Annotated in this window: 25 protein-coding genes and 3 tRNA genes; 17 read left to right on the forward strand and 11 right to left on the reverse strand. The window is 69.7% G+C overall.

The genetic code is table 11. The features are described from left to right. Positions 1 to 23: 23 nt before the first annotated feature. Entirely contained in the window at positions 24 to 2,030 is a 2,007-nt protein-coding gene (locus NFT33_RS02795) for a peptidase U32 family protein (RefSeq protein WP_251672997.1), read from the reverse strand. A gap of 152 nt (positions 2,031 to 2,182) precedes the next feature. Between NFT33_RS02795 and NFT33_RS02800 the strand changes: the two genes are divergently transcribed. The 3 genes from NFT33_RS02800 to NFT33_RS02810 all read left to right on the forward strand — a co-directional run bounded on the left by NFT33_RS02800 (position 2,183) and on the right by NFT33_RS02810 (position 6,377). Next, positions 2,183 to 2,984 (forward strand): IS5 family transposase gene (locus NFT33_RS02800; RefSeq protein WP_376744114.1). Its coding sequence is split into 2 segments (ribosomal slippage): positions 2,183 to 2,458 and positions 2,460 to 2,984, totalling 801 coding nucleotides; the frame shifts between segments, so codons are not numbered across the junction. A gap of 34 nt (positions 2,985 to 3,018) precedes the next feature. After that, complete coding sequence (locus tag NFT33_RS02805) at positions 3,019 to 4,020, forward strand: ABC transporter substrate-binding protein (RefSeq protein ID WP_251673001.1); 1,002 nt, start codon at positions 3,019 to 3,021, stop codon at positions 4,018 to 4,020. Then, positions 4,017 to 6,377 carry a PAS domain-containing protein gene (locus NFT33_RS02810; protein WP_251673003.1) on the forward strand — a complete coding sequence of 787 codons (2,361 nt, stop codon included), beginning with the start codon at positions 4,017 to 4,019 and terminating at the stop codon, positions 6,375 to 6,377. The genes NFT33_RS02805 and NFT33_RS02810 overlap by 4 nt, the downstream gene beginning before the upstream one ends. On the opposite strand, the gene NFT33_RS02815 is transcribed toward NFT33_RS02810, so the two are convergent. Beyond that, positions 6,352 to 7,665, reverse strand: coding sequence for a sensor histidine kinase (locus tag NFT33_RS02815; RefSeq protein WP_220787470.1), 1,314 nt, complete (start codon positions 7,663 to 7,665; stop codon positions 6,352 to 6,354). The two genes, NFT33_RS02810 and NFT33_RS02815, sit on opposite strands and share 26 nt — an antisense overlap. A gap of 235 nt (positions 7,666 to 7,900) precedes the next feature. Continuing rightward, positions 7,901 to 8,635: an osmolarity response regulator transcription factor OmpR gene (gene ompR, locus NFT33_RS02820; RefSeq protein WP_037478588.1), complete on the reverse strand. Its 735-nt coding sequence runs from the start codon at positions 8,633 to 8,635 to the stop codon at positions 7,901 to 7,903. Positions 8,636 to 8,852: 217 nt separating this feature from the next. Between ompR and NFT33_RS02825 the strand changes: the two genes are divergently transcribed. Further along, positions 8,853 to 9,599 (forward strand): SIMPL domain-containing protein, encoded by a 747-nt coding sequence (locus NFT33_RS02825; protein ID WP_251673005.1) that lies wholly within the window; start codon positions 8,853 to 8,855, stop codon positions 9,597 to 9,599. A gap of 27 nt (positions 9,600 to 9,626) precedes the next feature. Here the strand turns inward: NFT33_RS02825 and NFT33_RS02830 are convergent, their stop codons facing one another. Next, positions 9,627 to 10,397 (reverse strand): 3-hydroxybutyrate dehydrogenase, encoded by a 771-nt coding sequence (locus tag NFT33_RS02830; RefSeq protein ID WP_251673007.1) that lies wholly within the window; start codon positions 10,395 to 10,397, stop codon positions 9,627 to 9,629. Positions 10,398 to 10,516: 119 nt separating this feature from the next. Between NFT33_RS02830 and NFT33_RS02835 the strand changes: the two genes are divergently transcribed. From NFT33_RS02835 to phaR, 6 genes are all read left to right on the forward strand, one after another. Next, a complete protein-coding gene (locus tag NFT33_RS02835) occupies positions 10,517 to 11,398 on the forward strand; it encodes an alpha/beta fold hydrolase (protein ID WP_251673009.1) in 882 nt (293 codons plus the stop codon). Between the two features lie 44 nt (positions 11,399 to 11,442). Then, positions 11,443 to 13,710: a RelA/SpoT family protein gene (locus NFT33_RS02840; RefSeq protein WP_251673011.1), complete on the forward strand. Its 2,268-nt coding sequence runs from the start codon at positions 11,443 to 11,445 to the stop codon at positions 13,708 to 13,710. Between the two features lie 40 nt (positions 13,711 to 13,750). Beyond that, a tRNA-Val gene (locus tag NFT33_RS02845) sits at positions 13,751 to 13,827 on the forward strand. Between the two features lie 35 nt (positions 13,828 to 13,862). Next, positions 13,863 to 13,939: transfer RNA gene (locus NFT33_RS02850), tRNA-Val, on the forward strand. A gap of 75 nt (positions 13,940 to 14,014) precedes the next feature. After that, positions 14,015 to 14,091 (forward strand) — tRNA-Val (locus NFT33_RS02855). Between the two features lie 257 nt (positions 14,092 to 14,348). Then, positions 14,349 to 14,933 (forward strand): polyhydroxyalkanoate synthesis repressor PhaR, encoded by a 585-nt coding sequence (gene phaR / locus NFT33_RS02860; protein WP_220787436.1) that lies wholly within the window; start codon positions 14,349 to 14,351, stop codon positions 14,931 to 14,933. Here the strand turns inward: phaR and NFT33_RS02865 are convergent. Beyond that, positions 14,914 to 15,597 (reverse strand): arylesterase, encoded by a 684-nt coding sequence (locus NFT33_RS02865; protein ID WP_246607722.1) that lies wholly within the window; start codon positions 15,595 to 15,597, stop codon positions 14,914 to 14,916. The two genes, phaR and NFT33_RS02865, sit on opposite strands and share 20 nt — an antisense overlap. Here NFT33_RS02865 and NFT33_RS02870 point away from each other — a divergent pair. Genes NFT33_RS02870 through NFT33_RS02885 form a run of 4 tightly spaced genes read left to right on the forward strand, consistent with a single transcriptional unit; the run spans position 15,596 to position 19,129 of the window. After that, the gene (locus NFT33_RS02870) at positions 15,596 to 16,279 is read left to right on the forward strand and encodes an ABC transporter ATP-binding protein (RefSeq protein WP_244954483.1); all 684 of its coding nucleotides are present in this window, start codon (positions 15,596 to 15,598) and stop codon (positions 16,277 to 16,279) included. The two genes, NFT33_RS02865 and NFT33_RS02870, sit on opposite strands and share 2 nt — an antisense overlap. A 17-nt stretch (positions 16,280 to 16,296) precedes the next feature. Next, positions 16,297 to 17,133 carry a 23S rRNA (guanosine(2251)-2'-O)-methyltransferase RlmB gene (rlmB, locus tag NFT33_RS02875; RefSeq protein ID WP_251673013.1) on the forward strand — a complete coding sequence of 279 codons (837 nt, stop codon included), beginning with the start codon at positions 16,297 to 16,299 and terminating at the stop codon, positions 17,131 to 17,133. Then, positions 17,133 to 17,921, forward strand: a complete 789-nt coding sequence (locus NFT33_RS02880) for an SIR2 family NAD-dependent protein deacylase (RefSeq protein WP_251673015.1) — start codon at positions 17,133 to 17,135, stop codon at positions 17,919 to 17,921. Before rlmB ends, NFT33_RS02880 begins: the two co-directional genes overlap by 1 nt. A gap of 23 nt (positions 17,922 to 17,944) precedes the next feature. Then, positions 17,945 to 19,129, forward strand: a complete 1,185-nt coding sequence (locus tag NFT33_RS02885; RefSeq protein ID WP_251673017.1) for an MFS transporter — start codon at positions 17,945 to 17,947, stop codon at positions 19,127 to 19,129. Here the strand turns inward: NFT33_RS02885 and NFT33_RS02890 are convergent. From NFT33_RS02890 to NFT33_RS02910, 5 genes are read right to left on the reverse strand one after another with little or no spacing between them, the layout of a single operon-like run. Next, the gene (locus tag NFT33_RS02890) at positions 19,071 to 19,610 is read right to left on the reverse strand and encodes a chromate transporter (protein WP_244954482.1); all 540 of its coding nucleotides are present in this window, start codon (positions 19,608 to 19,610) and stop codon (positions 19,071 to 19,073) included. The genes NFT33_RS02885 and NFT33_RS02890 overlap by 59 nt on opposite strands. A gap of 8 nt (positions 19,611 to 19,618) precedes the next feature. After that, positions 19,619 to 20,215 (reverse strand): chromate transporter, encoded by a 597-nt coding sequence (locus NFT33_RS02895; RefSeq protein WP_251673019.1) that lies wholly within the window; start codon positions 20,213 to 20,215, stop codon positions 19,619 to 19,621. Continuing rightward, positions 20,208 to 21,392, reverse strand: a complete 1,185-nt coding sequence (locus NFT33_RS02900; protein ID WP_251673021.1) for an MFS transporter — start codon at positions 21,390 to 21,392, stop codon at positions 20,208 to 20,210. Before NFT33_RS02900 ends, NFT33_RS02895 begins: the two co-directional genes overlap by 8 nt. Positions 21,393 to 21,401: 9 nt before the next feature. After that, the gene (locus NFT33_RS02905; RefSeq protein WP_251673023.1) at positions 21,402 to 22,415 is read right to left on the reverse strand and encodes a D-2-hydroxyacid dehydrogenase family protein; all 1,014 of its coding nucleotides are present in this window, start codon (positions 22,413 to 22,415) and stop codon (positions 21,402 to 21,404) included. Positions 22,416 to 22,472: 57 nt separating this feature from the next. Continuing rightward, positions 22,473 to 23,660 carry a site-specific integrase gene (locus NFT33_RS02910; RefSeq protein WP_251673025.1) on the reverse strand — a complete coding sequence of 396 codons (1,188 nt, stop codon included), beginning with the start codon at positions 23,658 to 23,660 and terminating at the stop codon, positions 22,473 to 22,475. Between the two features lie 92 nt (positions 23,661 to 23,752). On the opposite strand from NFT33_RS02910, the gene NFT33_RS02915 reads away from it, so the two are divergent. Beyond that, a complete protein-coding gene (locus NFT33_RS02915) occupies positions 23,753 to 24,655 on the forward strand; it encodes a DNA-binding protein (RefSeq protein WP_251673027.1) in 903 nt (300 codons plus the stop codon). A 159-nt stretch (positions 24,656 to 24,814) separates the two neighbouring features. Beyond that, entirely contained in the window at positions 24,815 to 25,390 is a 576-nt protein-coding gene (locus NFT33_RS02920; protein WP_251673029.1) for a hypothetical protein, read from the forward strand. On the opposite strand, the gene tnpA is transcribed toward NFT33_RS02920, so the two are convergent. Next, positions 25,354 to 25,773 carry an IS200/IS605 family transposase gene (tnpA, locus tag NFT33_RS02925; RefSeq protein ID WP_251672651.1) on the reverse strand — a complete coding sequence of 140 codons (420 nt, stop codon included), beginning with the start codon at positions 25,771 to 25,773 and terminating at the stop codon, positions 25,354 to 25,356. The genes NFT33_RS02920 and tnpA overlap by 37 nt on opposite strands. Before the next feature lie 25 nt (positions 25,774 to 25,798). On the opposite strand from tnpA, the gene NFT33_RS19135 reads away from it, so the two are divergent. Beyond that, a partial coding sequence (locus tag NFT33_RS19135; protein ID WP_259373318.1) for a hypothetical protein occupies positions 25,799 to 25,896 on the forward strand: 98 nt, incomplete at its 3' end.

A 25,896-nucleotide genomic window follows, 5' to 3' on the forward strand; every position in this document is an offset into this window, starting at 1 on the left:
GGGGATGCCGGGAGGGGGGCGCTTCAGCGCCCGGCCGCCGCCGGCCGCGTCCGGTAGAACTGCATCGGCACGCCGGTGGCCAGGCTGGCCTTCTCCTCGCGCGCGGCGCGGTTGAGCACGTTCTTCTTCATGCGCCCGACGACATGCATCTCGCAGGGCTTGCAGTCGAAGCGCAGCTGCAGCACCTCGTCGCCGTGCGTGATGGTCAGCGGCTCGGCGCGGATGGTGCCCTGGACGCCGGTGACGCCCTTGGCCTGCTTCGGGCACAGGCTGAGCGAGAAGCGCACGCAGTGCTTGGTGATCATCAGGCTGGCATCGCCGAGCGCCTCGTGGCTCTCGTAGGCGGACTCGATGACCTTGACGCCGTGGCGGGCGTAGAAGTCGCGTGCCTTCGAGTTGTAGACATTGGCCAGGTAGCTGAGCGTGTCGTCGGGATAGGGCACGGGCGGCGTGACCTCGGGCCAGCGCGTCTGGCGCACATGGGCGTCCAGGCGTGCGGCTTCCAGCTGATCGAAGGCGTCGCGGCGCAGCGCGTTGAGCACGCCCGGCGGCACGAACCACGGCCGGCGCGTCGCCAGCACGATGTCGGCGGCGTCGGCGCGGAAGATCGTCGCGCCCAGCTTGCCCAGGTGCTCGCGCAGCGCGGCCTCGCCCTTGATGGGATCGCGTGCAGGCTCCTTCTTCGGCAGCGCGATCTCGGCGCAGACCGTCACCCCGGTCTCGTCGCTCACCGTCAGCGCCAGCCCGTCCGGCGTGTCGTCGAGCCGCATCGTCACGCCGATGCGCCGCTCGGCCGACTTCTTCTCCAGCAGCCGCACCCAGTTCATGTCGCGGTTGCGGCTGAGCTGGGTGTCGCGGCGCAGGTCGGGATAGGTGTCCAGCGGCTCCTTCGGGACCACGCGCCAGAGGCGCTGCTTCGCGTCGAGCTGCTGTGCGGTGTCGATCGGCAGGCCGGTCAGCTCCTTCTGCAGCGTGTAGTAGGTCAGGGCGTCGTTGTTGTTGAGCGGATCGACCCCGGCGTCGAGCTGCACGTCCAGATGGTCCTTGCCGACGCGCACCACCCAGCCCAGCGGCAGGCCGGCATGCTTCGGGGTGTCGAAGGCGCCGATGTCGTCCTGGCGGCCGTTGACGAAATAGTCGGTGCTGCCGCGGTTGAAGTTGCGGTCCGGGTCGGGCGTGAAGGTGAAGCTGGCGCGGCCGGCCGACGCGGCGTGCAGCTCCGGGCGGCGCTCGAACAGGCTGTCGAGCAGCTGGCGGTAATGGGCGGTGATGTTCTTCACGTAGCCCATGTCCTTGTAGCGGCCCTCGATCTTGAAGCTGCGGATGCCGGCGTCGACCAGCGCCTCGAGGTTGGCGCTCTGGTTGTTGTCCTTCATCGACAGTACATGCTTGTCGTGCGCGACGATGCGCCCCAGCGTGTCGGTCACGGTGTAGGGCAGGCGGCAGGCCTGCGAGCAGTCGCCGCGGTTGGCGCTGCGGCCGGTCTGGGCGTGGCTGACATAGCACTGGCCGGAATAGGCCACGCACAGCGCGCCGTGCACGAAGAACTCCAGCGTCGCGCGGTCGACCTGTGCCGCCACCGCGCGGATCTGTTCCAGCGCGAGTTCGCGTGCCAGCACGATCTGCGAGAAGCCGGCGTCCTGCAGGAAGCGCGCCTTCTCGGGCGTGCGGATGTCGGTCTGCGTCGAGGCGTGCAGGTCGATCGGCGGCAGGTCGAGTTCCAGCAGGCCCATGTCCTGCACGATCAGCGCGTCGGCGCCGGCCTCGTGCACCTGGCGGATCATGCGGCGTGCGGGCTCCAGCTCGTCGTCGCGCAGGATGGTGTTGAGCGTCACGAAGATGCGGCTGCCGAAGCGGTGCGCATGCTTCACCAGCCGCTCGATGTCGGCCACCGGGTTGCCGGCCGAGGCCCGCGCGCCGAAGGCCGGGCCGCCGATGTAGACCGCGTCCGCGCCGTGGTTGATCGCTTCGATGCCGATGTCGGCGTCGCGAGCGGGGGAGAGCAGTTCGATGTCGGGACGCAGGGGCATGGCGGCGGCTCGCGGTGACGGATGACGGACGACGGAAAGAAGGGCCCGGATTCTACGGAGAAGCCCGCAGCTGCGGGCCTGCCCGGACAAGAACGCTGCGGTGGCGCTGCTAAGAACGTGTTCACGATCCCGACTGCCCTGAAAATACCGGGATGCCGACGAGAAAAGCCTACGCGAGTGACATCAGCCGAGAGCGGTTTGCGGAGATCGAACCGCTGCTGAGGGGAGTGCGCCGGCGCACCAAGCCGACGACGGTGGACCTGTACGAGGTGTTCTGCGCCGTGCTGTACCTGCTGCGCACGGGCTGCCAGTGGCGCTTCCTGCCGGCGGATTTTCCGAAGTGGAGCACGGTCTACGCGTGGTGGCGCAAGTGGAGCGAGCCCGATGCGGATGGTGTGAGCACGCTGGAGCGGGCTTTAAAAAAATCAGGTTGGCGCGGCCCGCATGAGACAGGGGCGCAGCGCCACGCCGACACTGTTGATCGTGGACGCGCAGAGCGTGAAGAACGCGGACACGGCCGGGTTCAAGGGCCATGACGCGGGCAAGAAGGTCTCGGGGATCAAGCGCCACATCGCGGTCGACACGCAGGGCTGGCCGCACGCGGTGGCGGTGACCACGGCCGAGGTCACCGATCGCAAGGGAGCGCTGCAGGCGCTCGAGCACGGCAAGGCGGCCCTGGCGGGGGTGCGCCGGGTGCTCGTCGATGGCGGCTACACGGGCCGGCCGTTCGAGCGCGGCGTGCGCGAGATCCTGGGCGAGTCCGTGACGGTGGAGGTTGCTCGGCGCAGCGAACTGCACACCTTTGCGGTCATGCCCCAGCGCTGGATCGTCGAGCGCAGCTTCGCCTGGCTGGAGAAGAACCGACGCCTGTGGAAGAACTGCGAGCGCTGGCTCAACACCAGCCTGCAGTTCGTCCATCTCGCCTTCCTGGCCTTGCTTCTCAGGAGATCGTGAACACGTTCTAAGATGAATTTCAGCCTTCACCGCCATGACCCTGAACCGACGCAGTTTCCTGTTCCGAGTCCCTGCCGCGCCGCTGGCCGCAGCGCTGCTGGGCGGATGCGTCGAGATGCCGCTGGCGCCGCTGCGCATCGGCATCAATGCCTGGGTCGGCTACGACCCGCTGGTGCTGGCGCGTGACCAGGGCGGCGTCGATGCCCAGGTGCTGCGCATCATCGACATGTTCTCCAACACCGACAGCCTGCGCGCGCTGCGCAACGGCCTGCTCGATGGTGCGGCGCTGACGCTCGACGAGGCGCTGCGTCTGGCCGACGGCGGCCTGCCGGTGGTGATCATCGCGATGATCAACCAGTCGGAAGGGGCAGACGCGGTGCTGGCGCGCCCGGATGTGCTGCAGGCCAGCGATCTGCGCGGGCGCGTCATCGGCCTGGAGAAGACCGCGCTGGGGGCGGTGGTGCTGGAGCAGCTGCTGCAGGAAGGATCGCTGCGCCCGAACGAGGTGAGCACCCTGCATGTCGAGGCGGCCCAGCATGCGGACATGATGCGCGCGGGCCGCGTCGACGCGGTCATCACCTTCGAGCCGATGGCCAGCCAGCTCGAGCAGGTCGGCATGCGCCGCATCTTCGACAGCAGGCAGATGCCGGGCGAGATCATCGATGTGCTGGTGGTGCGCCGCGGCATCGCGCCGCAGCGGCTGCTGCCGCTGCTGCAGGCCTGGGAGCGCGGGCGTCAGGCGCTCGAGCATGATCCCGCGGCTGCGGTCGCGCTGCTGGCCATCGGCACCGACCTGTCGGAGACGGACTATCTGCAGACGCTGAAGGGGCTGAAGCTGCTGCCGCTGGACATCAGCCTGCAGGAGCTGCGGCAGGACGAGCATGGACACAGTCCGCTGGCCGCGCATGGCCGGCTGATGGAGCACACGCTGCAGCGCCTGCAGCTGCTGAGCCGGCCGGTCGACTGGAAGACGCTGATCGACGACCGGGCGCTGCGCCTGTGGCAGGCCGGTGCGGCCACGAAGGGTCAGCCATGAACGGCGAGAAGAAGAAGTCCGTGGAATCGCCGGGACGCGGCAGCTGGCTGCTGCGCTGGCCGGCCCGGCTGCTGCTGCCGGTGCTGATGCTGCTCTTTGCGCTGGCGGTCAGCCTGCTGGGCCATCGCCTGCGTGTCAGCGAACTCGATGCCAGCGTGCTGCAGACCGAGCAGCAGCGCCTGCGCGAGCGGCTGGCCCTCGAGCAGGGCCGGCTGACGCTGGCGACCGGCCAGGGCGACATGGGACAGGCGCGCCGGCTGGTGGCCGGCCTGGCGCTGCACGAAGGGCTGATGCAGGCCTGGCTGATCGAAGAGGATGGGCGCATTGCTGCCGCACTCTCGCGTGCCGAGATCGGGCGGCGCCTCTCGACGGTGCTGATCGCGCTGCCACCGGCCGAGCGTGACGCCCTGATGTCGCTGCAGCAGGCGGGGCCGTCCGAGCTGCGGCTGCGCACCACCAACGGGCCCGGGCAGGCGCGACTGCTGTTCGGCGCGGTCGGCGTCGAGCCGGCGCGTCTGCTGCTGGTGCGTGTCGACATCAGCCATGCGCTGGCCGTGCGGCAGGCCCAGGCCCGCTCCGACCTGCTGCAGCAGCTGCTGCTGACGCTGCTGAGCGTGAGCCTGTTCGGACTGCTGCTGCATCTGCTGTGGTTCCGGCGTGCGGACCAGCTGCGGCACACCGCGGTGCAGCTCGGTCGGGGCGACCTGTCGGCGCGGGCCGGGCTGCGGGGCGCCGACGAGCTGGCCCTGATCGGCCGGGCGGTCGACCTGATGGCCTCCGACCTGCAGCAGCGCCAGACCGAGCTGCAGCAGCTGGCCGACCGCATCTCGCATTCGCCGGTGGTGGTGATGACCTGGCGCAACGCCGAGGGCTGGCCTGCGCGCTATGTCAGCGACAGCATCGCGCTCTGGGGCTACCGGCGCCAGGATCTGCTGTCGGGCCGCCTCCGCTACGCCGACCTGATGCATCCCGAGGACCTGGCGCGCATTGCCGGCGAGGTGGCACGGCATCTGGCACAGGGGCCGGACGAGTACCGGCAGGAATACCGCATCCGCCATGGCGATGGCCGCTGGATGTGGATCGAGGACCGCACCTGGCTGGTGCGGGATGTGGCCGGGCAGGTGGTCGACATTCACGGCGTGCTGCTCGACGTGAGCGAGCTGCATGCGGCGCGGGCCGAGCTGGCGATCCAGGTGCGCCGGCTGCACGAGGCCGAGGCCCACGCCCGGCTGGGCAGCTGGACCTATGACGTCGGGCAGGGCCGGGGCTGGTGGTCGGCGCAGATGTATGCGCTGTTCAACGCCGACCCGTCCGCCGGCGTGCCGAGCTTCGAGGACTTCATTGCCCGGGTGCATGAGGCCGACCAGCCGGCGGTGCGGATGATGCTGCAGAGCTTCGCCCAGGGCGTGACGCCCGAGCGCAACGTCGAGGTCTTCCGTCGCCATCCGGATCTCGGCCCGGCGCGCTGGTTCAGCGCGACCATCTCTCCCGAGATGGGCGCGGAGGGCCGCATCCAGCGCTTCGTCGGCACCACGCTCGATGTCACCGAGACCCGCCAGGCCGAGGCGACGCTGCGCCGGATCAACATCGAGCTGGAGCAGCGGGTCGAGGCACGCACCCGCGAGCTGACCGAGCTGAACCAGTCGCTCGAGAGCTTCGTCTACACCGTCTCGCATGACCTGAAGGCGCCACTGCGCGGCATCGAGGGCTATGGCCGGCTGCTGCTCGAGGAGCATGCGCAGCAGCTCGATGCGGAGGGCCGGCTGTTCGCCGAGCGCATCCAGGAAGGCACGCTGCGCATGGGGCAGCTGATCGACGACCTGCTGGCCTACGCGCGCATGGAGCGCCGTGCGATCTCGGTGCAGGATGTGGAGCTGGCGTCGGTGCTGGGCCAGGTGATCGAGGACGCCCGCACCGACCTCGAGCGCGGCGGCGTGGTGCTGGAGCTGGAGGTGCCTCAAGCGCCGCTGGGCGTGCGGGTCGACCGGGAGGGCCTGATGCTGGCCCTGCGCAACCTGCTGGCCAACGCGATCAAGTTCAGCGCCGCCAGCCAGCCGCCACGGGTGCGCATCGCCGTTCGCCGGCTCGGCCCCGAGGCCTCGGCCGCGATCGAGCTGCGGCTATCAGACAACGGCGTGGGCTTCGACATGGCCTATCACGACCGCATCTTCGAGATCTTCCAGCGCCTGCACCGCATGGAGGACTATCCCGGCACCGGCATCGGCCTGGCGCTGGTGCGCAAGGCGATGCAGCGCATGGGGGGCACGGTGCGCGCCGAGAGCCGCCCCGGCGAGGGCGCGACCTTCGTGCTGACGCTGCCCGCAGTCGTCTTCAGGCAGGAGCCCGGCGCAGCTTGACGTAGGCGACGAAGCCGCCGCCGGGCGCGTTGCCCAGCTCGAGCTGGCCGCCCATGCGCGTCACCGTCTTGTCGACGATGGCCAGACCCAGGCCGGCACCGGTCGAGTGGGTGTGGGTGCGGGCCTTGTCGCCGCGGTAGAAGGGCGTGGTCAGCCGGGCAAGCTGCTCCGGGCTGACGCCGGGGCCCTCGTCGCGCACGCTCACCAGCACCCACTCGCCGGCACGCGCGAAGGTGACCGAGACCCGCGCCACCCCGTCCTCGCCCTGCGCGTAGCGGCGCGCGTTCTCGAACAGGTTGGCGAAGACGCGGTCCAGATCGGTCTCGTCGGCCATGACCCGCACATCGGTCGTCACCCGGGCCACCACCTTCAGATGCTCGCCGTTGACGCGGCGGATCACCGTGTCGAGCAGCACCGCCAGCACGATCGGCGCGAGCTTGACCTCGGTCGGCCGCGCGTAGTCCATGAACTTGTCGATGATGGCGTCGAGCTGGTCGATGTCGGCGGCCATGTTGCGCTTGGCCTCCTCGTCGTAGACGCTCATCTCGGTTTCCAGCCGGATGCGCGCCAGCGGTGTGCGCAGGTCATGGCTGATGCCGGCCAGCATCACCGCGCGGTCGTCCTCGATCTTGGCCAGCTCGCGCGCCATGCGGTTGAAGCCGCGGTTGACCTCGCGGATCTCGCGGGTGGTGGTGTCTTCGTCGAGCCGCTCGGCATATTCGCCATCGCGGATGCGGCTGGCGGCAAAGCTGAGCTGGCGCAGCGGCCGGTTGATCAGCCCGGCGATCAGCGCCGAGCCGCCCAGCGTCAACACGAAGGTCAGGCTCATCACCACGAAGGTGGTCTTGCCGGTGACCGCCGGCTGCACCCGGTTGCGGTCGGCCTGCAGCCAGTAGTTGTCGGTCTCGATCAGGAAGCCGACCCACAGCCCCGGCTGGCCGTTGACGCTGCTGGCCACGATGGTCTGCGGTCCGAGCTGGCTGCGCAGCTCCGAGCCGATGGCCCGGGTGAAGCGGTCGACCTCGAAGGGCTGCCAGCGGTCGTTGGGCTCGCGCGGCTGCAGCTTGACCGCCTCCTGCTCGGCGATGTTCTTGACCAGCGCGACCCGGTTGACCTGGTCGGTGTAGCGCAGCGCCGAGCGCGACAGGTTCACCAGGCTGGCGATCTGCTGCGCCGCCTGCACGCCCCGCGGCTCGAGCTCGAGAAAGCGCAGCGTGTAGACCCAGCCCAGGATGCCGGCGCCCAGCATCAGCGACAGCAGCAGGAAGGTGCGCCAGAACAGGCTCATCGGCATGTAGCGCCGGACCAGCATGCCCAGACCCCGCAGCAGAACCCGAGACAGGGGCTCGCGCTCGGGCACGGGATAGGTGGACGATGGGGTGGTGGAGGCCATGGAATCAGGTCGGCAGCGTCTGTCGGTCACCACGGCCCGGGGCTGCGGCTCGATGAACTCCCCTGATGCATTTCAGCGTCTCAGACAACTCTTCAGGCTATTTGAAACGAAATGTATCAGGATTGTGAATTCATGCCGCGCCATCCGGCACGAAGACATAGCCGACGCCCCACACCGTCTGGATGTAGCGCGGCTGCGAGGGATCGGGCTCGATCATCTTGCGCAGGCGCGAGACCTGCACATCGAGGCTGCGGTCGAAGGGCTCGAACTCGCGACCGCGTGCCAGCTGCGCGAGCTTGTCGCGGCTCAGCGGCTGGCGCGGATGGCGCACCAGGGCCTTGAGCATCGAGAACTCGCCGGTGGTCAGCGAGATCACCTCGCCGTCGCGGGTCAGGCGACGCAGCGCCAGATCGAACTCGAAAGGACCGAAGACGACGGTCTGGGCTTCGCGCGAGGGCGCGCCGGGCGCCTCCATGACCGGGCGGCGACGCAGCACCGCATGGATGCGCGCCAGCAGCTCGCGCGGATTGAAGGGCTTGGGCAGATAGTCGTCGGCACCGACCTCCAGGCCGACGATGCGGTCCACATCCTCGACCTTGGCGGTCAGCATGATGATCGGGGTCAGATCGTTGGCCGCACGCAGCCGGCGGCAGATCGACAGGCCGTCCTCGCCCGGCAGCATCAGGTCGAGCACGATCAGGTCGATGGTCTCGCGGGTCAGGATGCGGTTGAGGGCCTTGGCATCCTCGGCCAGCAGCACCTCGAAGCCTTCCTGGGTCAGGTAGCGGCGCAGCAGGTCGCGAATGCGCGCGTCGTCGTCGACGACGACGATGCGGTCGGTGCGCTGGGCGTTGGCGGTGTTCATCAGGGGCTCCGGATTTGTAACAGTGGCGATTCTGCGCAGGTCGGACCGGCTTTTCATCCAGTCTGACCCCCTGTTACATCTATTGCGCTCTGGTGTAGTGCGGCACGGAATGCAGCTTTCCAGGGGGTTGCCGTTGAATTATTCACGATGTCTGTCAGCGGTCCGGTGGTTTGTGCCGTTGACAGGGTTTCATCGTCCTCATCGAACGGAAAGCTGCATGTCCTCTGTTCTTCGCACTTCGTCGCGCGCATGGCTGCTGGCCCTGCTGCCCGCGCTGCTGCTGGGCATGGCCGCCCAGGCGCAGACGCCGCCCATCGCGAGTGGGCCGGCGCATCAGCTGAGCCTGTCGGCCAGCGCACAGACCGAGGTCGCCCGCGACCAGCTCGCCGTCATGCTGCAGGTCACCCGGGAGGGCAGCGATGCCGCCCAGGTGCAGACCGCACTCAAGCAGGTGCTGGACACCGCCCTGAACGAGGCGCGCCGCGCGGCCGAAGGCCAGCAGATGACGGTGCGCACCAGCGGCTTCTCGATCCAGCCCCGCCATGGCCGCGACGGTCGCATTTCCGGCTGGAGCGGCAGCGCCGGGCTGACGCTGGAAGGGCGTGACGCCGCACGCATCGCCGCGCTGTCCGGGCGGCTGCCGGGCATGGCGATCGTCTCGACCGGCTACAGCCTGTCGCGGGAGGCCCGCGAGCGCCACGAATCGGCGCTGACCGAGCAGGCGATCCGGCGCTTTCGCGAGCGGGCGGCCGAGATGTCGCGCCATTTCGGCTACGGCGGCTACACGGTGCGCGAGGTCACGGTGCAGGATGCCGAGGTCGACGGCGGCATGCGCCCGCCGATGGTGATGGCGCGCATGTCCCCGTCGATGGCCGCAGCCGAGGCGGCAGCCCCGCTGCCGACCGAAGGCGGCCAGGCCACGCTCGGGGTGACGGTGCAGGGCACCGTCACGATGACGCGCTGAGCGCGTCAGGCACGACGCCTCACGGCATCACTGCGCCGTCCAGCCGCCATCGACGTTCCAGGCCACGCCGCGCACGTTGCTGGCCGCGGAAGAGCACAGGAAGACCGCCAGCTCGCCGAGCTGCTCGGGCGTGGTGAACTGCAGCGAGGGCTGCTTCTCGCCGAGCAGCCGGCGCACGGCCTCGTCGTTGTCGACGCCGTCCTTGGCGGCACGCGCGTCGACCTGCTTCTGCACCAGCGGCGTCAGCACCCAGCCCGGGCAGATCGCGTTGCAGGTCACGCCGGTGGTGGCGTTCTCCAGCGCGGTCACCTTGGTCAGGCCGATGACGCCGTGCTTGGCCGCGACATAGGCGGCCTTCTGCGTCGAGGCCACCAGGCCGTGCACCGAGGCGATGTTGATGATGCGGCCCCAGTTCTTCGCCTTCATCGACGGCAGCGCCAGCCGCGTCGTGTGGAAGGTCGAGCTGAGGTTGATCGCGATGACCGCATCCCAGCGCTCGACGGGAAAGTCCTCGACCGGCGCGACATGCTGGATGCCGGCGTTGTTGACCAGGATGTCGACGCCGCCGAACTCGGCCTCGGCGTAGGCCATCATCGCCTCGATGTCGGCGGGCTTGCTCATGTCGGCGCCGTGATAGCCGGCCTTCACGCCCAGCGCGGCGACCTCGGCCTTCGGGCCTTCGGCATCGCCGAAGCCGTTGAGAATCACATTGGCACCCTGACGTGCCAGGCACAGGGCCACGCCCAGGCCGATGCCGCTGGTCGATCCGGTGACCAGCGCGGTCTTGCCTTTCAGCATCTGTCTTCCTCCGAAGAATGGGGGTTGGGGAGCGGGTTGGTTAACATGCATTATCGGACGCGAAGTTCCTGCTTCGCCTGACAGCCCCATCGTCGATGTCGAACCTCAACGCTGCCGCCATGCAAGAACCCCGACTGCACCACGTCACCTGTGCCCATCCCGGCGGTCTGCACCGCATGGCCTATGCCGAATGGGGCGACCCCGCCAATCCGGAGGTGGTCGTCTGCGTGCACGGCCTGGCGCGGCAGGGCCGCGACTTCGACACGCTGGCGCGCGCGCTGGCCGCCGACCGGCGGGTGATCTGCCCGGACGTGGTCGGCCGCGGGCGCTCCGACTGGCTGGCCGACCCGTCGCTCTACCAGATTCCGACCTATGTGGCCGACATGGTCACGCTGATCGCGCGGCTGGGCGTCGAGCGGGTCGACTGGGTCGGCACCTCGATGGGCGGCCTGATCGGCATGGGCCTGGCCGGGTTGCGCGCCGCCGGCCAGCCGCCGCTGATCCGCCGCATGGTGGTCAACGATGTCGGCCCGGCGCTGGAGCCGGTCGCGATCGCGCGCATCGGCCAGTACCTGGGCCAGCCGCTGCGCTTCGAGTCGGTCGAGCAGGGCATCGCCTACCTGCAGACCATCTCGGCCAGCTTCGGTCCGCACACGCCCGAGCAGTGGGCCGAGCTGGGCCGGCCGATGCTGCATCCGGCGCCCGAGGGCGGCTGGCGGCTGCACTACGACCCGGCCATCGCCGTGCCCTTCCGCAGCTGGACGCCCGAGATCGGCCGCCTCGGCGAGGCGCTGCTGTGGCAGTCCTGGGCGTCGATCGAGGATCCGCTGCTGCTGCTGCGCGGCGCCGAGTCCGATCTGCTGTCGGCACAGACCGCGCAGGCGATGGTGCAGCGCGGCCGCCAGGCGCGCTGCGTCGAGTTCGCCGGCGTCGGCCATGCGCCGATGCTGATGCAGCCCGACCAGGTCGACTGCGTGCGCGACTTCCTGCTCGGCGGCTGAGGCCGCTCCGGTGTGTTTCCTTCCTTCGTGATTCCCTTGCCTTGATGAAGACCTTCGGCCTCGACCCCACCGAGGCGCCTGCCGCGATCGTCCAGCTCGCGGACTCCACCACCGCCGGCCCGAGCATCGACAGCGTCACCGAGGAGCATGAGCGTCTCGATCGGGCCCGCCGCTTCGCCGAGCCCTTGCTGGCCAGCAGCCGCTTCGACACCGGCGAGAACGCGCTCGAGCATGCCGACGGCGTGGCCGCGATCCTGCGGGGCATCGGCGCGGCGCCGTCGATGCAGGCGGCCGTCTACCTGGTCTATGCCGGGGACTTCCTCGCCGAGCCGGAAGTGGTGGTCGAGCAGGCCTTCGGCGCGTCCTATGCCAGCCTGGTCGCGCACACCCGACAGCTGGTGCGCATCCAGCGCAACGCGCGCGCGGCCTGGACCGACGAGACCGACCGCGAGCTCCAGGCCGAGCAGATCGAGCGGGTGCGCAAGATGCTGCTGGCCTTCTCGCGCGACCTGCGCGTGGTGCTGCTGCGGCTGGCCTCACGCCTGCAGACGCTGCGTTTCTACGCCGCGACCAAGCTGCCATGCCCGGCGGCGCTGGCGCGCGAGGCGCAGCAGGTCTTCGCGCCACTGGCCAGCCGGCTCGGCATCTGGCAGATCAAGTGGGAGCTGGAGGATCTGGCCTTCCGCTTCCTCCGGCCCGACGACTACAAGCGCATCGCCCGGCTGCTCGACGAGAAGCGCATCGAGCGCGAGCAGAGCATCGAGGCGGCACGCCGCCGGCTCGAGGCCGAGCTGGCCGGCGCCGGCATCACCGCCGAGGTGCACGGCCGCCCGAAGCACATCTACTCGATCTGGAAGAAGATGCAGGGCAAGAAGCTGCCCTTCGAGCGGGTCTTCGATGTGCGTGCGATGCGGGTCATCGTCGACTCGGTGCCGGACTGCTATGCGGCGCTGAGCCGGGTGCATGAGGTCTGGCGGGCCTTGCCCGACGAGTTCGACGACTACATCGCCCGGCCCAAGCCCAACGGCTACCAGTCGCTGCACACCGTCGTGGTCGACGGCCCCGAAGACGGCGCGCGCCCGATCGAGATCCAGATCCGCACCCGCGAGATGCACGATCGTGCCGAGAGCGGCGTGGCCGCGCACTGGGCCTACAAGGAGGCGGGCACCAAGGGCTATGCGGGCGTCAGCGCCGCCGGCGACTTCGAGGACCGGGTCGCGCAGGCGCGCCGGGCGGTGCTGCAGCAGCTGCTGGCCTGGGAGCGCGACTTCGTCGGCCACAACATGCCGGCGCAGGGCTTCTTCGAGGACCGCATCTATGTCTTCACGCCGGCAGCGCGCCTGATCGAGCTGCCGGCCGGCGCCACCGCGGTCGACTTCGCCTACAACCTGCACACCGATCTGGGCCACCGCTGCCGCGGCGCGCGGGTCGATGGCCAGATGGTGCCGCTCAACACCCCGCTGCAGAGCGGCCAGACCATCGAGGTGATCGCGGCGAAGGAAGGCGGCCCGTCGCTGGACTGGCTCAACCCGCAGCAGGGCTATCTGAAGAGCCAGCGCTCGCGGGCCAAGGCACGGGCCTGGTTCAACGCGCGGGCGCTGCAGGACACGATCGCACGCGGCCGCGAGGCGGTCGACCGGCTGCTGCAGCGCGAGGGCCGCACCGCGATCCGGCTCGACGATCTGGCCGCGCAGCTGGGTTTCCGCAATGCCGAGGCGCTGTTCGAGCTCGTCGGCAAGGACGAGTATTCGCTGCGCAACATCGAGAGCGTGCTGCGTCCGCCGCCCGCGCCGGTGCCGCTGACCCCGCAGGAGGAGGTCCAGGTCTCGCGCCCGGCCACCGGCGCGCTGTCGGGCAAGAGCGCAGTGCTGGTGGTGGGGGTGGAGTCGCTGCTGACCCAGCTGGCGCACTGCTGCCGCCCGGCGCCGCCTGACGCGATCGGCGGCTTCGTGACCCGCGGCAAGGGCGTGGCGGTGCATCGCTCGGACTGCGCCAACTTCCGTCAGCTGGCCGCACGCCATCCCGAACGCATCATCGAGGTCCAGTGGGGCGAGGCACCGCCGGTCATGGGCCGGGCGCCGGTCTATCCGGTCAATGTCTCGGTGATGGCCCACGACCGCCAGGGGCTGCTGCGCGACATCTCCGAGGTCTTTGCGCGCGAGAAGACCAATGTCATCGGCGTGCATACCCAGTCGATGCGCGGCACGGCCTGGATGACCTTCACCATCGAGGTCAGCAGTTCCGCCGCGCTGGCCCATGTGCTGGCGCAGGTCGCGCAGATCGGCGGCGTGCTCAGTGCGCGAAGAAAATGATTGACGCGAATTCGAACCGTGCTATAGTCGAGGGCTCGACAGGCACATAGCTCAGTTGGTTAGAGCACCACCTTGACATGGTGGGGGTCGTTGGTTCGAATCCAATTGTGCCTACCAGAGGTTTTTGTCCTTCTGGATGAAAAGCGGTTTTCAGGCGCGTAGCTCAGTTGGTTAGAGCACCACCTTGACATGGTGGGGGTCGTTGGTTCGAATCCAATCGCGCCTACCAGAATCCCTGATCTGCAGCAAGTTTGCAGATAGGCAGGTTTTCTGGATAGAATCGAGTTTCTTCAGAAAGACGTGCAGGCACATAGCTCAGTTGGTTAGAGCACCACCTTGACATGGTGGGGGTCGTTGGTTCGAATCCAATTGTGCCTACCAGATATCCCAAAAGGCGCCGGCTGATTCCCGGCGCCTTTTTCGTTGGTGCCTCGCCATTCTCTGGCCCTGTTCGCGGGCTCGGTTTTTTTCTTCGTTCTTCCTCGCGGAACCCATGCCTGCAAAGCGAGTCCGACACTCTTGCATTTCCGGTCTGTCCGCGATCCACTGCTTTCGATGAACTCAGGGGCAAACCCTGACCGGAGCCCGGTCAGCCGGATGCCTAGAATCTTTGTGCAACGCACACAGGAGAAATTTGCATGCCATCGAATCGCCGCACCGCCGAGACCGAGGCCGAGCCCGGTCGCACCGACGGGCTGCGCGTGCTGAAGAAGTACCCGAACCGCCGTCTCTATGACACCCGCACCAGCAGCTACATCACTCTCAGCGATGTCAAGCAGATGGTGCTGGAGGCCCAGACCTTCGAGGTGCGCGACGCCAAGAGCGGCGAGGACCTGACCCGAAGCATCCTGCTGCAGATCATCCTGGAAGAGGAGAGCGCCGGCATGCCGATGTTCTCGACCCAGATGCTGGCGCAGATCATCCGCTTCTACGGCCACACCATGCAGGGCCTGATGGGCGCCTATCTCGAGAAGAACCTGCAGGGCTTCGTCGAGATGCACCGCAACCTGAGCGAGCAGACCGGCGGCCTGTATGAGGGCAAGGCCTTCACGCCGGAGGCCTGGACGCAGTTCATGTCCGGCCAGAACCCGGTGATCCAGAACATGATGAGCGGCTACCTCGACCAGTCGCGCCTGCTGATGAACCAGATGCAGGAGCAGATGCAGAAGCAGGCCGAGAGCTTCTTTCCCGGCATGTCCGGCTTCACGCCCCCGAAGGGCTGAGCCAGCGCTGCAGCACCGGCCAGACATTGTCGAGAATGCGCGGGTGCGCGGCAGCGACCGGATGGATCCGGTCGGGCTGGAACCAGCGCAGCGGATCGGCCGGATCATCGGCAATGCCGGCCAGCAGGAAGGGCACCAGCGCGGTCTTCTCGGCCTGTGCCACCTGAGCGAAAAGCGCCGCGAAGTCGCGGGCATAGGCGGCGCCATAGTTGGGAGGCACCTGCATGCCGACCAGCAGCACCTTCGCGCCGGCTTCGCGTGCGGCGCGTGTCATCGCCACCAGATTGGCCTCGGTCTGCTTCAGCGGCAGGCCGCGCAGCGCGTCGTTGCCGCCCAGCTCGATCACCACATGCGTGGGCCGATGCTGCGCCAGCAGCGCCGCCAGCCGGGCGCGACCGCCGGAGGTGGTGTCGCCGCTGATGCTGGCATTGATGACGCCTGCCGCGATCTTGCGGTCCGCCAGCCTGCGCTCGAGCAGCGCCACCCAGCCGCTGCCGCGCGCGATGCCGTATTCCGCCGACAGGCTGTCGCCAACGATCAGCACGCGTCGCGTCGCCGCGCCCGGCGCCTGGGCCGAGGCGGACCCGGCGACAGCCAGGGACAGCAGCGCCGCGATACAGTGGCGACGCTTCCAATTCGGGGCGAATCCAGGACAGGGCGACATGAAGGACACGGCAGGCACGGCGATCATCGAGGTCTCGGGCGTGAGCAAGCGGGTGCGCGACGCCACGGGCGAGCTGACGATTCTGCACGAGATCGATCTGGCGCTGCCGCGGCGGGAATCGGTGGCCATCGTCGGCGCCTCGGGCTCGGGCAAGAGCACGCTGCTGTCGATCCTGGCCGGGCTGGACGTGCCCAGCAGCGGCACGGTGAAGCTCGACGGCATCGACCTGTTCTCGCTCGACGAGGATGCGCGCGCGGCGGTGCGCGGCGAGCGCGTGGGCTTCGTCTTCCAGAGCTTCCAGCTGATGGCGCACCTGACCGCGCTGGAGAACGTGATGCTGCCGCTGGAGCTGCGCGGCGTGCGCGAGGCCAGGGCGCTGGCCACCGAGATGCTCGGCCGGGTCGGGCTCGGCGCGCGGCTGGGCCACTATCCCAAGCTGCTGTCGGGCGGCGAGCAGCAGCGGGTCGCGCTGGCGCGGGCCTTCGTGGTGCGTCCGGCGCTGCTGCTGGCCGACGAACCCACCGGCAGCCTGGACCATGCCACCGGCGAGGCGGTGATGCAGCTGATGCTCGAACTCAACCGCGAGGCCGGCACCACGCTGGTGCTGGTGACCCATGATCCGGGCATCGCCGCGCGCTGCGACCGGCAGATCCGCATCGAGGCCGGCCGGCGGGTCGGATAGCGGCGGATAATGCGAGGATGTCTCGATCCCTCCTCTTCGGCTTTCATGCCATCCAGGTCCGCCTGAAGACCGCGCCCGACACGATCCGCGAGATCCATTTCGATCCGACCCGCCGCGACGGTCGGATGCGCCAGTTCCTCGACCGCGCCCGCGAGGCCGGCCGCAACCTCGTCGAGAGCGATGCCAAGCGCATCGACAAGCTGGTCGGCAACCCGCGCCACCAGGGCGTGATGGCCTTCGTGTCGCCGCTGCCGGTGACGCACTCGATCGACGACCACCTCGACGGCGTCGAGGGCCCGCCGCTGCTGCTGCTGCTCGACGGCGTGACCGATCCGCACAACCTGGGCGCCTGCCTGCGGGTGGCCGACGGCGTGGGCGCGCACGGCGTGATCGTGCCGCGCGACCATGCGGTCGGCATCAACGCGACGGTGGCCAAGGTCGCCAGCGGCGCCTCCGAGACGGTGCCGTACTTCATGGTGACCAATCTGGCGCGCACGATGCTCGAGCTCAAGGAGCGCGACATCCTGATCGTCGGCACCAGCGATGCGGCCACCGACTCGATCCATGACCTCGACCTGTCCGGCCCGGTGGCCTTCGTGCTGGGCGCCGAGGACCGCGGCATCCGCGATCTCACCAGCAAGACCTGCGACCGGCTGGTGAGGATTCCGATGATGGGCGCGGTCGAGAGCCTGAATGTCTCGGTCGCCTCGGCGGTGTGCCTGTACGAGGCGCTGCGCCAGCGCCTGAAGGCGGGCACCGCCACGCTGCCGGCCGCCGCGGACACCCCCGCCGCGGCAGACATCTCGACCGAAGCGCCGACCGAGGCGCCGACCGAGGCGCCGAAAGCGGACTGATGCGCGACCGCCGCTATGCCCACCCGTTCCGCGACCTGCGGGCGAAGCTGCGCCAGGCCGCGTCGGTCTGCGTGCTCAGCGGGGCGGGCATGTCGGCGGAGAGCGGCATCCCGACCTTTCGCGATGCGCAGACCGGGCTGTGGGCGAACCTCGACCCGATGCAGCTCGCCAGCGAGGCGGGCTTTCGCGCCGATCCGCAGCGGGTCTGGGACTGGTACCAGATGCGCCGCGACGGCGTGCGCCAGGCCGAACCCAATGCCGGCCATGTCGCGCTGGCGCGCTACGCGGCGCGTCATCCGGGCCGGCTGACGATCCTGACGCAGAACGTCGACGACCTGCACCAGCGCGCGGCCGCCCGGGCGGGCGAGGGCGCACGCATCGTCGCGCTGCACGGCTCGATCCTGACCGACCGCTGGCTCGACGCCTGCCCGCGCGGCGAGGACCTGATGCGCCGTCCCTGCGAGCCCTCCCGCGCCGAGCCCGGCCGTCCGCCGCGCTGCCCGGACTGCGGCAACCGGCTGCGCCCGGGCGTGGTCTGGTTCGGCGAGTCGCTCGACTACCGCGACCTGACCGCGGCCGAGGAGGCCGCCAGCGCCTGCGACGTGATGCTGGTGGTGGGCACCTCCGGTGCGGTCTGGCCCGCCGCCGGCCTGGCGGCGCGTGCGCGTCATGCCGGCGCGCATGTCGTCATTCTCAACACCCAGGTCAGCGAGATCGACGACGAGGCCCACATCGTCCTGACCGGCAGCGCCGCGACGCTGCTGCCCCGCCTGCTGGATCCGCTCTGAAGCCTGCATCGTCCCGGGGAGCCATGCGGGGAGGGCTGATCGCGCTGTTCGCGGCGACCTTTCTCGAACTGTGCGGGCTGTTCATGTACGGCCCGCTGCTGCTGTTCACCTTGAAGGCACGCGGGCTGGAGGAGGCCTGGATCGGCCTGTTCGGCGCGGTGCAGTGGCTGGGCATGGCGCTGGCCACGCCCTTCACCGCCGGCTGGGTGCGCCGGCTCGGCGCACGCCGCGCGCTGCTGCTGGCTGCGGCGGTGCCGCTGGTGGCCTATGCGGGCATCAATCTGAGCGATGCGGTGCCGCTGTGGGCGCTGCTCTATCTGATCGCCGGCATGGCGGGTGCGCTGCGCTGGATCGTCGCCGAGGCGATGGTGGCCGAGCTGGCGCCCCCCGAGCGGCGAGGGCGCATCGTCGGCCTGTTCGAGACGATGGTCGGGCTGACCTTCGTCGTCGGCCCGGCCTGCCTGTCGGCGCTGACCGGCGCCGGCCTGGAGGCGAGCTGGCTCCGCTGGCTGGCGGTCGGTCTGCTGGCGGCGGCCCTGCTGCTGAGCCTGCGGGTGCCGGCACTGCACAGCCATCTGGAGGACGACGGCGCCCGGCCGGGCCTGAGCGGCATCCTGGACGCGCTGCGCGCCGCGCCGGCGGTGATGGCCGCCGGCCTGATCGGCGGCTTCTTCGAGGCGGGGCTGTCCAGCGTGCTGCCGCTCTACGGCTTGGCGATCGGGCTGGGCGCGGCACTGGCGGCGTTGCTGGTGTCGGCCAGCGGCCTGGGCAGCGCGGTGATGATGGTGCCGGTGGGCGAGCTGGTCGACCGATTTGGCCGTCAGGCGGTGTGGAAGCTCTGCGCGCTGGTCAATCTGGCCGCCACGCTGCTGCTGCCGTGGGTGGGCGAGGCCGGCGCGCTGGCCTGGCTGATCGCGCTGCTGTGGGGTGGCGCCGGCGGCGGGCTCTACACCGTGGCGATGATCGACATCGGCCACCGCCACCAGGGCGTCGCGCTGGTCAGCGCCACCGCCGTGCTGGTGATGTCCTACACGCTGGGCGGCATGATGGCGCCGGCGCTGGGGGGCATGGCGCTGCAGTGGTCGCCGCAGACCGGATTTCCGCTGCTGCTGGCAGCCTGGGCACTGGCGGGCGTGCTGGCGATCACGCTCATGCCAGACCGAGGGCCCCGACCGCCGCGCCCAGCGCGATCAGCCACATCGGACTGAGCCGGGTGCGCAGCATCACGGCCACCGTGACCAGCATCAGCACCGCGCTGCCCGTGGCCTGGCGTGCCGGCATGCGCCACGCCGGCTGCGACAGGATCCAGCCGCTCGACAGCAGCAGTCCGACGGTGATCGCCGACATGCCGCCGGTGAAGGCGCGCACCCCGAGGTGATCCCGCCGTCGCAGACCCCAGCGGGTCGCGGCCCAGGCCAGCGTGGTGCTCGGCAGCAGCATGCCCGCCATCGAGGCGAGCACACCCGCCGGCCCGGCGACATTCCAGCCGATCACCGCGACGAACAGCAGGTTCGGGCCTGGCGCGGCCTGTGCCAGCGCAATCGAGTCGGTGAACTGCGCATCGCCCAGCCAGCCGCGCTCCTCGACGACAAAGCGGTGGATGTCGGGCACGGTGGCCACCGCGCCGCCGATCGACAGCAGCGACATCGCCATGAAGTGCAGGAACATCGCCCAGAGGTCGACCGGCATGGCGGGGCTCATCGCTGACCTTCCGCGCGCCGGATCACCCAGGCGGCGTGCAGCACCGCGACGCTGCCCAGGCCCAGCACCACGGCGGCCATCGGCCAGCGCAGCGCGCCCACCGCCAGTGCGGTCATCCCGGCATAGACCAGGCCGACGCGCCCGCCCAGCGGCTGCTTCGCCAGCCCGCCCATCAGCTTCAGGCCGGTCGCCAGGATCATGCCGGCGGAGACCGCGCCCATGCCGCGCAAGGCGCCCGCCAGCGCCGGCAGCTCCGGCGCCAGCCGGCCGTAGAGCACGGTCGCGGCCAGCACCACCGCCATCGGCGGCAGGATCATGCCGCCCATCGCCGCCAGCGCGCCGCGCCAGCCGAAGAAGCGGTCGCCGATCATCAGCGAGAGGTTGACCACATTCGGCCCGGGCAGCACCTGGCCGGCGGCCAGCAGCTCGAGGAACTCGGTCTTCGTCAGCCAGCGGCGCTGCTCGACCACCACCCGCTGCGCGATCGCGATGACGCCGCCGAAGCCCTGCAGCGCCAGCAGGCTGAAGGCCACGAACAGCGCCCAGGGCGAGGCCGGGCGGATGGTGTCGGGCAAGGCAGGGCGCTCAGACATGGTCCGGATCACGGCGCAGACGGCGCTCGGCCCATATGCTCAGCGCGATCGCCAGCAGCGTCCAGCCCAGACTGACGCCGTGCAGCGCCCCGAAGCCCTGCAGATCGACGATCACGCCGCCCGAGGCCGCACCGATCGCCTGGCCGAGATAGATCGCCGAGGTATTGAGCGCCAGCAGTGCCGGAGCCAGCGCCGGCGCCGCCGCGCCCAGCCGCGCCTGCTGGGCGGAGTTGGTCGCGAAGGTCCCGAAGGCCCAGGGCACCATGACGACCAGCATCAGCATCACGCTCTGTCCGAGCGGCCACAGCAGCTGGCCGACCGCGATGCCCGCCAGGAACAGCCGCACCGCCCGCGCCGGACCGATGCGGTCGATGCGCCGGCTCAGCAGCAGATTGCCCGCCAGCCCCCAGGCGCCGAAGGCCATGAACAGCAGGCTGATCTCCAGCGCACCCGCGCCCAGCACCTGGCGATAGTAGGGCGCCACATAGGAGAACAGCGTGAACTGGCCGGCGCCGGCCAGTGCGGTCACCAGCACGATGGCCATCAGCACCGGATGGGTCAGCACCTCGGCCCAGCGCGACAGCGACAGGGCCGGCGGCTTCACGCCCTCCGGCAGCGCTCGGCCGACCCAGAGCGCACCCAGCCCGGCCAGCAGCGCCACCAGCCCGAAGGCCCAGCGCCAGCCGAAGGCCTCGCCGATGTAGCTGTGCAGCGGCATGCCCAGCACCGAAGCCAGCGACCATCCCAGGAATACCGAGGTGATGGCCCGGCCGCGCTGCTCGGGCGGTGCCATCCAGCCGATCGCTGCCGCCGCCTGCGGGGTGAACACCGCCGCGCCCAGCATGGTCAGCGCCCGCAGCGGCAGCAGCGTGGCGTAGTCCGGGGCCAGCGCGCACAGCAGATGGCCGGCCGCGTACCAGGCCAGCGTCATCTGCAGCAGCCAGCGGCGGTCCCGGCCGGACAGCAGCGCCGCCAGCAGCGGCGCGCCGATGCACATGAAGACCGCGCCGACGCTGATGAGCTGACCGCCCAGCGCCACCGACACCTGCAGCGAGCGCACCAGGTCGTTGAGCGAGCCGCCCACCACCATGACGCCGCAGCCGATGGCGAAATTGCCGAAACGGAGCGCGTTCTGTGCCGAGGCCAGCGCAGGCGGCGACGAGGGCGACGCGCTCATCATCCGGCCTCAGAGACCGGGGTGGAGCTTGAAGGCGTCCGGATTGACGATGTGGGTCGGCTGCCCGGCCAGGTAGGCGGTCACATTGTCGAAGGCAGCCTTGAAATAGTTCTCGTAGCTGTCGAGCTCGACATAGCCGATGTGCGGCGTGCACACCGCGTTCTCCAGGCGCAGCAGCGGATGGCCCTGCAGGATCGGCTCGCTCTCGAAGACATCGACCGCGGCCATGCCGGGGCGGCCGCGGTTCAAGGCGGTCACCAGCAGGTTGTCGCCGATCAGCTCGGCGCGCGAGGTGTTGACCAGCAGGGCGGTCGGCTTCATCCGCGACAGGTCGTCCATCGTCACCAGGCCGCGCGTCTCGGGCGTCAGGCGCAGGTGCAGGCTCAGCACGTCGGCGTCCGTGAAGAAGGCCTCGCGCGAGGCCGCCGCCTCGAAGCCGTCGGCCACCGCGCGCTGGCGCGAGGCCTCGCTGCCCCAGACCTGCACCTTCATGCCGAAGGCGCGGCCGTAGCCCCCCACCAGCCGGCCGATGCGGCCGTAGCCCCACAGGCCCAGCGTGCGGCCCGACAGCGTCATGCCGAGGCCGAAGTTCGGCGGCATCGAGCCGGCCTTCAGTCCGGACTGCTGCCAGGCACCGTGCTTGAGATTGCCGATGTACTGCGGCAACCGGCGCATCGAGGCCATGATCAGCGACCAGGTCAGCTCGGCCGGCGCCACCGGCGAGCCCACGCCCTCGGCCACCGCGATGCCCAGGCGGGTGCAGGTCTCCACATCGATGTGCGGACCGACCCGCCCGGTCTGGGCGATCAGCTTCAGGCGCGGCAGCTTCTCCAGCAGCGCCTTCGGGAAATGGGTGCGTTCGCGGATCAGCACCAGGATCTCGGCATCCTTGAGGCGCACCGCCAGCTGGCCGATGCCCTTGACGGTGTTGGTGAAGACCTTGGCGTTCTGCAGTTCGGGACGCTGGGCGCACTGGAGCTTGCGCACCGCGTCCTGATAGTCGTCCAGGATGATGATGTTCATGTGGTGATCGCTCGGGAACCCGCGATTGTGCCCGCAACCGGCCTGGAACCTCCCGGTTCAACGTTGCTTCTTCGGTTCGGGGGGCTCGGCGTTGTTGTCCTCCATCAACCGCGCCGCGCGCAGCCCCAGGACCTCGCCCTGGCGGAAGTAGCCGATGACGGAAGCCGGGGAGCGGTGGCCGGTGAGGGCCATGGTCTCGGGCATGGGGATGTTCTGAGCGGCGGCCTCGGTGACGAAGCCGGAGCGCAGGGAGTGGGCGGAGAAGCCTGAGGCGTCGAGGCCGGCGAGGGCGGCGCGGGCCTGGACGATGGCGCGCACGGCCTGGGGGGTGAGGGGCTCGGCGATGGCGCCGCCCTTGCGGATGCGCCGAAAGATCGCGCCCTCGGGGGGCGGCAGGCCGCGGGCGGTGTGGTGGGCGCGCCAGGCGTCGAGCCAGGCCTGCAGGGCCAGGGCCGCCTGGCCGACGACCGGCTTGTGGGAATCGGCGCGGGTGCGGCCGGACTGGTTGGACTTGGACACGCCCATGAGGTGCACGAAGGCGGGCTCGTCGCGGGCGCTGGGCTGGCCGGGCGAGCGCGGGGCCGGGCGGGTGTTGTCCAGCGTCGCCGCGGTGACCTCGGAGCGGCGCCGGCCGCCGCTGGAGAAGGCGAAGAGCAGCAGCGCGCGATCGCGCAGGCCGGCCAGGGAGTCGTCGCAGGTATCGAGCAGCGCCTGCAGCGGCTCGCGGGTGAGCGCGGGCTTGGCGTGGGGCTGGGCGGCGCCGCGGCGGGCGTAGCCGCGCCTGAGGCGCGCGGTGAGTTCGCGCACGCGGCCGTCGACGCACGGATTCTCGAGGCCCTGGAGCTGGTGGATCTTCGACAGCACGCTCACGCGGTGCGTGAGGGTCGAGAGCGTGGGCGCGCCCAGGGCGGCCTTGTGGCCGGCGGCGACGAGTGCGGCGTCGACCGGCTCGGGCAGATCGTGCAGCAGGCGGCCGGCGTCGTCCTGGCGCTGGCCGTGGTCGACGATGAACTGCAGCACCACGGTCACCGGCAGCGGCAGCTCCAGGCGTCGGCCGTAGCGCAGGCTGAACCAGGCGGCCCAGTAGCGCATGGCCGAGCGGTAGCTGCGCACCGTGTTGGGCGACTCGCCCTGATCGAGCAGATCGCGCAGCGCGGCCACCGCGCTGGGGCTGAGCTCGTCGGTGGCCAGCACCGGCGTGCCGGCGGCGGGGTCGAGCGTGATCAGTTCGTATGAAATATCCATGTGCTGTATGATATCAGACAGTTCATGTACTCAACTAACGATAAGCTTCAATTATCGTTGCTAATCAATCGACCGAGAGAGGGCGCTTCACCATGAGTCGCGGGATCACCGAACAGGATGTCTGGAAAGCCGCCGACGCGCTGCTGCTCGAAGGCGCTCGCCCGACCATCGAGCGCGTGCGCCTGAAGATCGGCCGCGGCTCGCCCAACACCGTCAGTCCCCATCTGGAGAGCTGGTTCGCCCGGCTGGGCGCGCGCATCGCCGACCCGCAGGCCTTCCGCGCGCCCGAGACCGACGCGCCCGAGCCGGTGCGCGATCTCGCCCGCCAGCTCTGGGAGACCGCGCAGGCGCTGGCCCACCAGGCCGCCGAGACCCGCGCGCTCCAGGCCGAGGACCAGGCCCGCCAGGCCCGCGCCGAGCGCGACGCCCAGGCCGCGGAGCTGGCGCGCGTGCAGGCCCTCGCCCAGGCGCAGGCCGCCGAGCTGGATGCCCTGCGCCTGCAGCTCGCCGCCACCCAGGCCGCCCAGGCCGAGCGCGACGCCGCCCAGGCCCGGGCGCTGGCCGCCGCGCAGCTCGAGCGCGAGCAGCTGCGCGAGCACGCCCGCCAGGAACAGACCCGCCTGCACGAGCAGGCCCGGGGCGAGCGCGAACAGGCCCGCCTGGCCATCGACGAGGCCCACGCCCGCGCCCGCGACGCCGAGCGCCGCGCCGCCGCCGACATGGACCGCGAGCGCCAGGCCCGCCAGCGCGCCGAGCAGCGCCTGGCCGAGCAGGCCCGCGACAGCGCCGCCCAGCTCGAGCGCGAGCGCACCCAGGCCCGCTCCGAGCAGCTCGCCCAGCTCGAGCGCCACGCCCGCCTCGAGGCCCGCCTGGCCCAGCTCCAGGCCGAGCGCGACCGCCTTGAGGGCGAGCGGCTCAGGGAGCGCATGCGCGAGCGGCGCGCGGGGGTGGCCGGCGGGCGTGGTGGTCGTGGGTCTCCGCCGGCGCGGGGGTGACCGCCAAGCCATCCCACGACACCAGGAACATGGCGAGAGCAGCCTGTGTCATAGACTCTTCACCCCGACCCACAAAGCCGCTCATCCACCAAGGTGACACGGCCATCAGGTCGGGGGTCAAAAAAGAACGGGGGGCTCTGCTTGATGACCAGAATTTCAATGGATGACCACATCGACGCGGTCACAGATGACCATCGGTTCTCGCCTTTGGCCTACGGGAGCGAGCTGTGGACATTCGAACACCTGGAGGCGTTTGCATTCCACACGCCCGTCGAGGCCTCCCCGGGTAGCTCCGTCAGCGTGGCTGTCGTTGTCTTCTTCTCGAACCACTGCTTCTCTCGTGAAGTCGAACCAGGAGAAGTGGTCGACGAGGCCCACGTCGTGATGGACGGCAGCATCCGCCGTGTCCTGGACAAGACACGGTACGCACTGTCCCGTGAATACCTGCCCCGGCTGATTCAGGAACTGCAGACCAGATCCATCAAGGTTGCCGATCCGAGCCGGCCCAACTTCGTGACGTTCGAGGTCCAGCCCGCGGAGCCCGGGACGCCTGCGTCGAACTACGCTGTCTTCTTTGAAGTGAGACGAGACAGCAGGCGCAAGGGCCGCCTGCTCCTGCGCGTCCAGAGCGGCTATGTCCTGGAGCGATTGACCCGGACGAAGCGACAAGCCCCGGGGTTCAGCCCGGGGTCGAGCGTTCAAGCCGGAACGGCTTGCTGCTGTTCGATGTACTGACGCAGGATTTCGATTGGCGCTCCACCACAAGACGCGGCGAAGTAGGACGGGGACCACAAAACGCCCCGGCGCTTCAGCCACGGATGGAAGTCCCCGAATTCCTTGCGCAACAGGCGCGATGAAACCCCCTTCAGGCTGTTCACCAGCGCGCTCAACGCGACCTTCGGCGGGTAGTTGATGAGCAGGTGGACGTGATCGCGCTCGCCGTTGAACTCGATCAGCTCGGCATCGAAGTCCTTGCACACGTCGCCAAGGATGCGATGAAGGCGGTCGAGGTGCTCTTGTCGGAACACTCCGCGCCTGTATTTGGTCACGAAGACCAAGTGGGCATGAATGGCAAAAACGCAGTGTCTGCCCCGTCGATAGTCAGTTTCTTGTGTCATAGACCAATTGTGCTACAGTGATCTCATGGAAGCCACCAAGACCCTCAAGCTGCGCATCAAGGACAAGCACGCCGCCGTGCTGTCCTTGATGGCGCGCGAGGTGAATCAGGTGTGGAACTACTG

The organism is Sphaerotilus sp. FB-3, assembly GCF_023706025.1.
Lineage (GTDB): Bacteria > Pseudomonadota > Gammaproteobacteria > Burkholderiales > Burkholderiaceae_C > Sphaerotilus > Sphaerotilus sulfidivorans.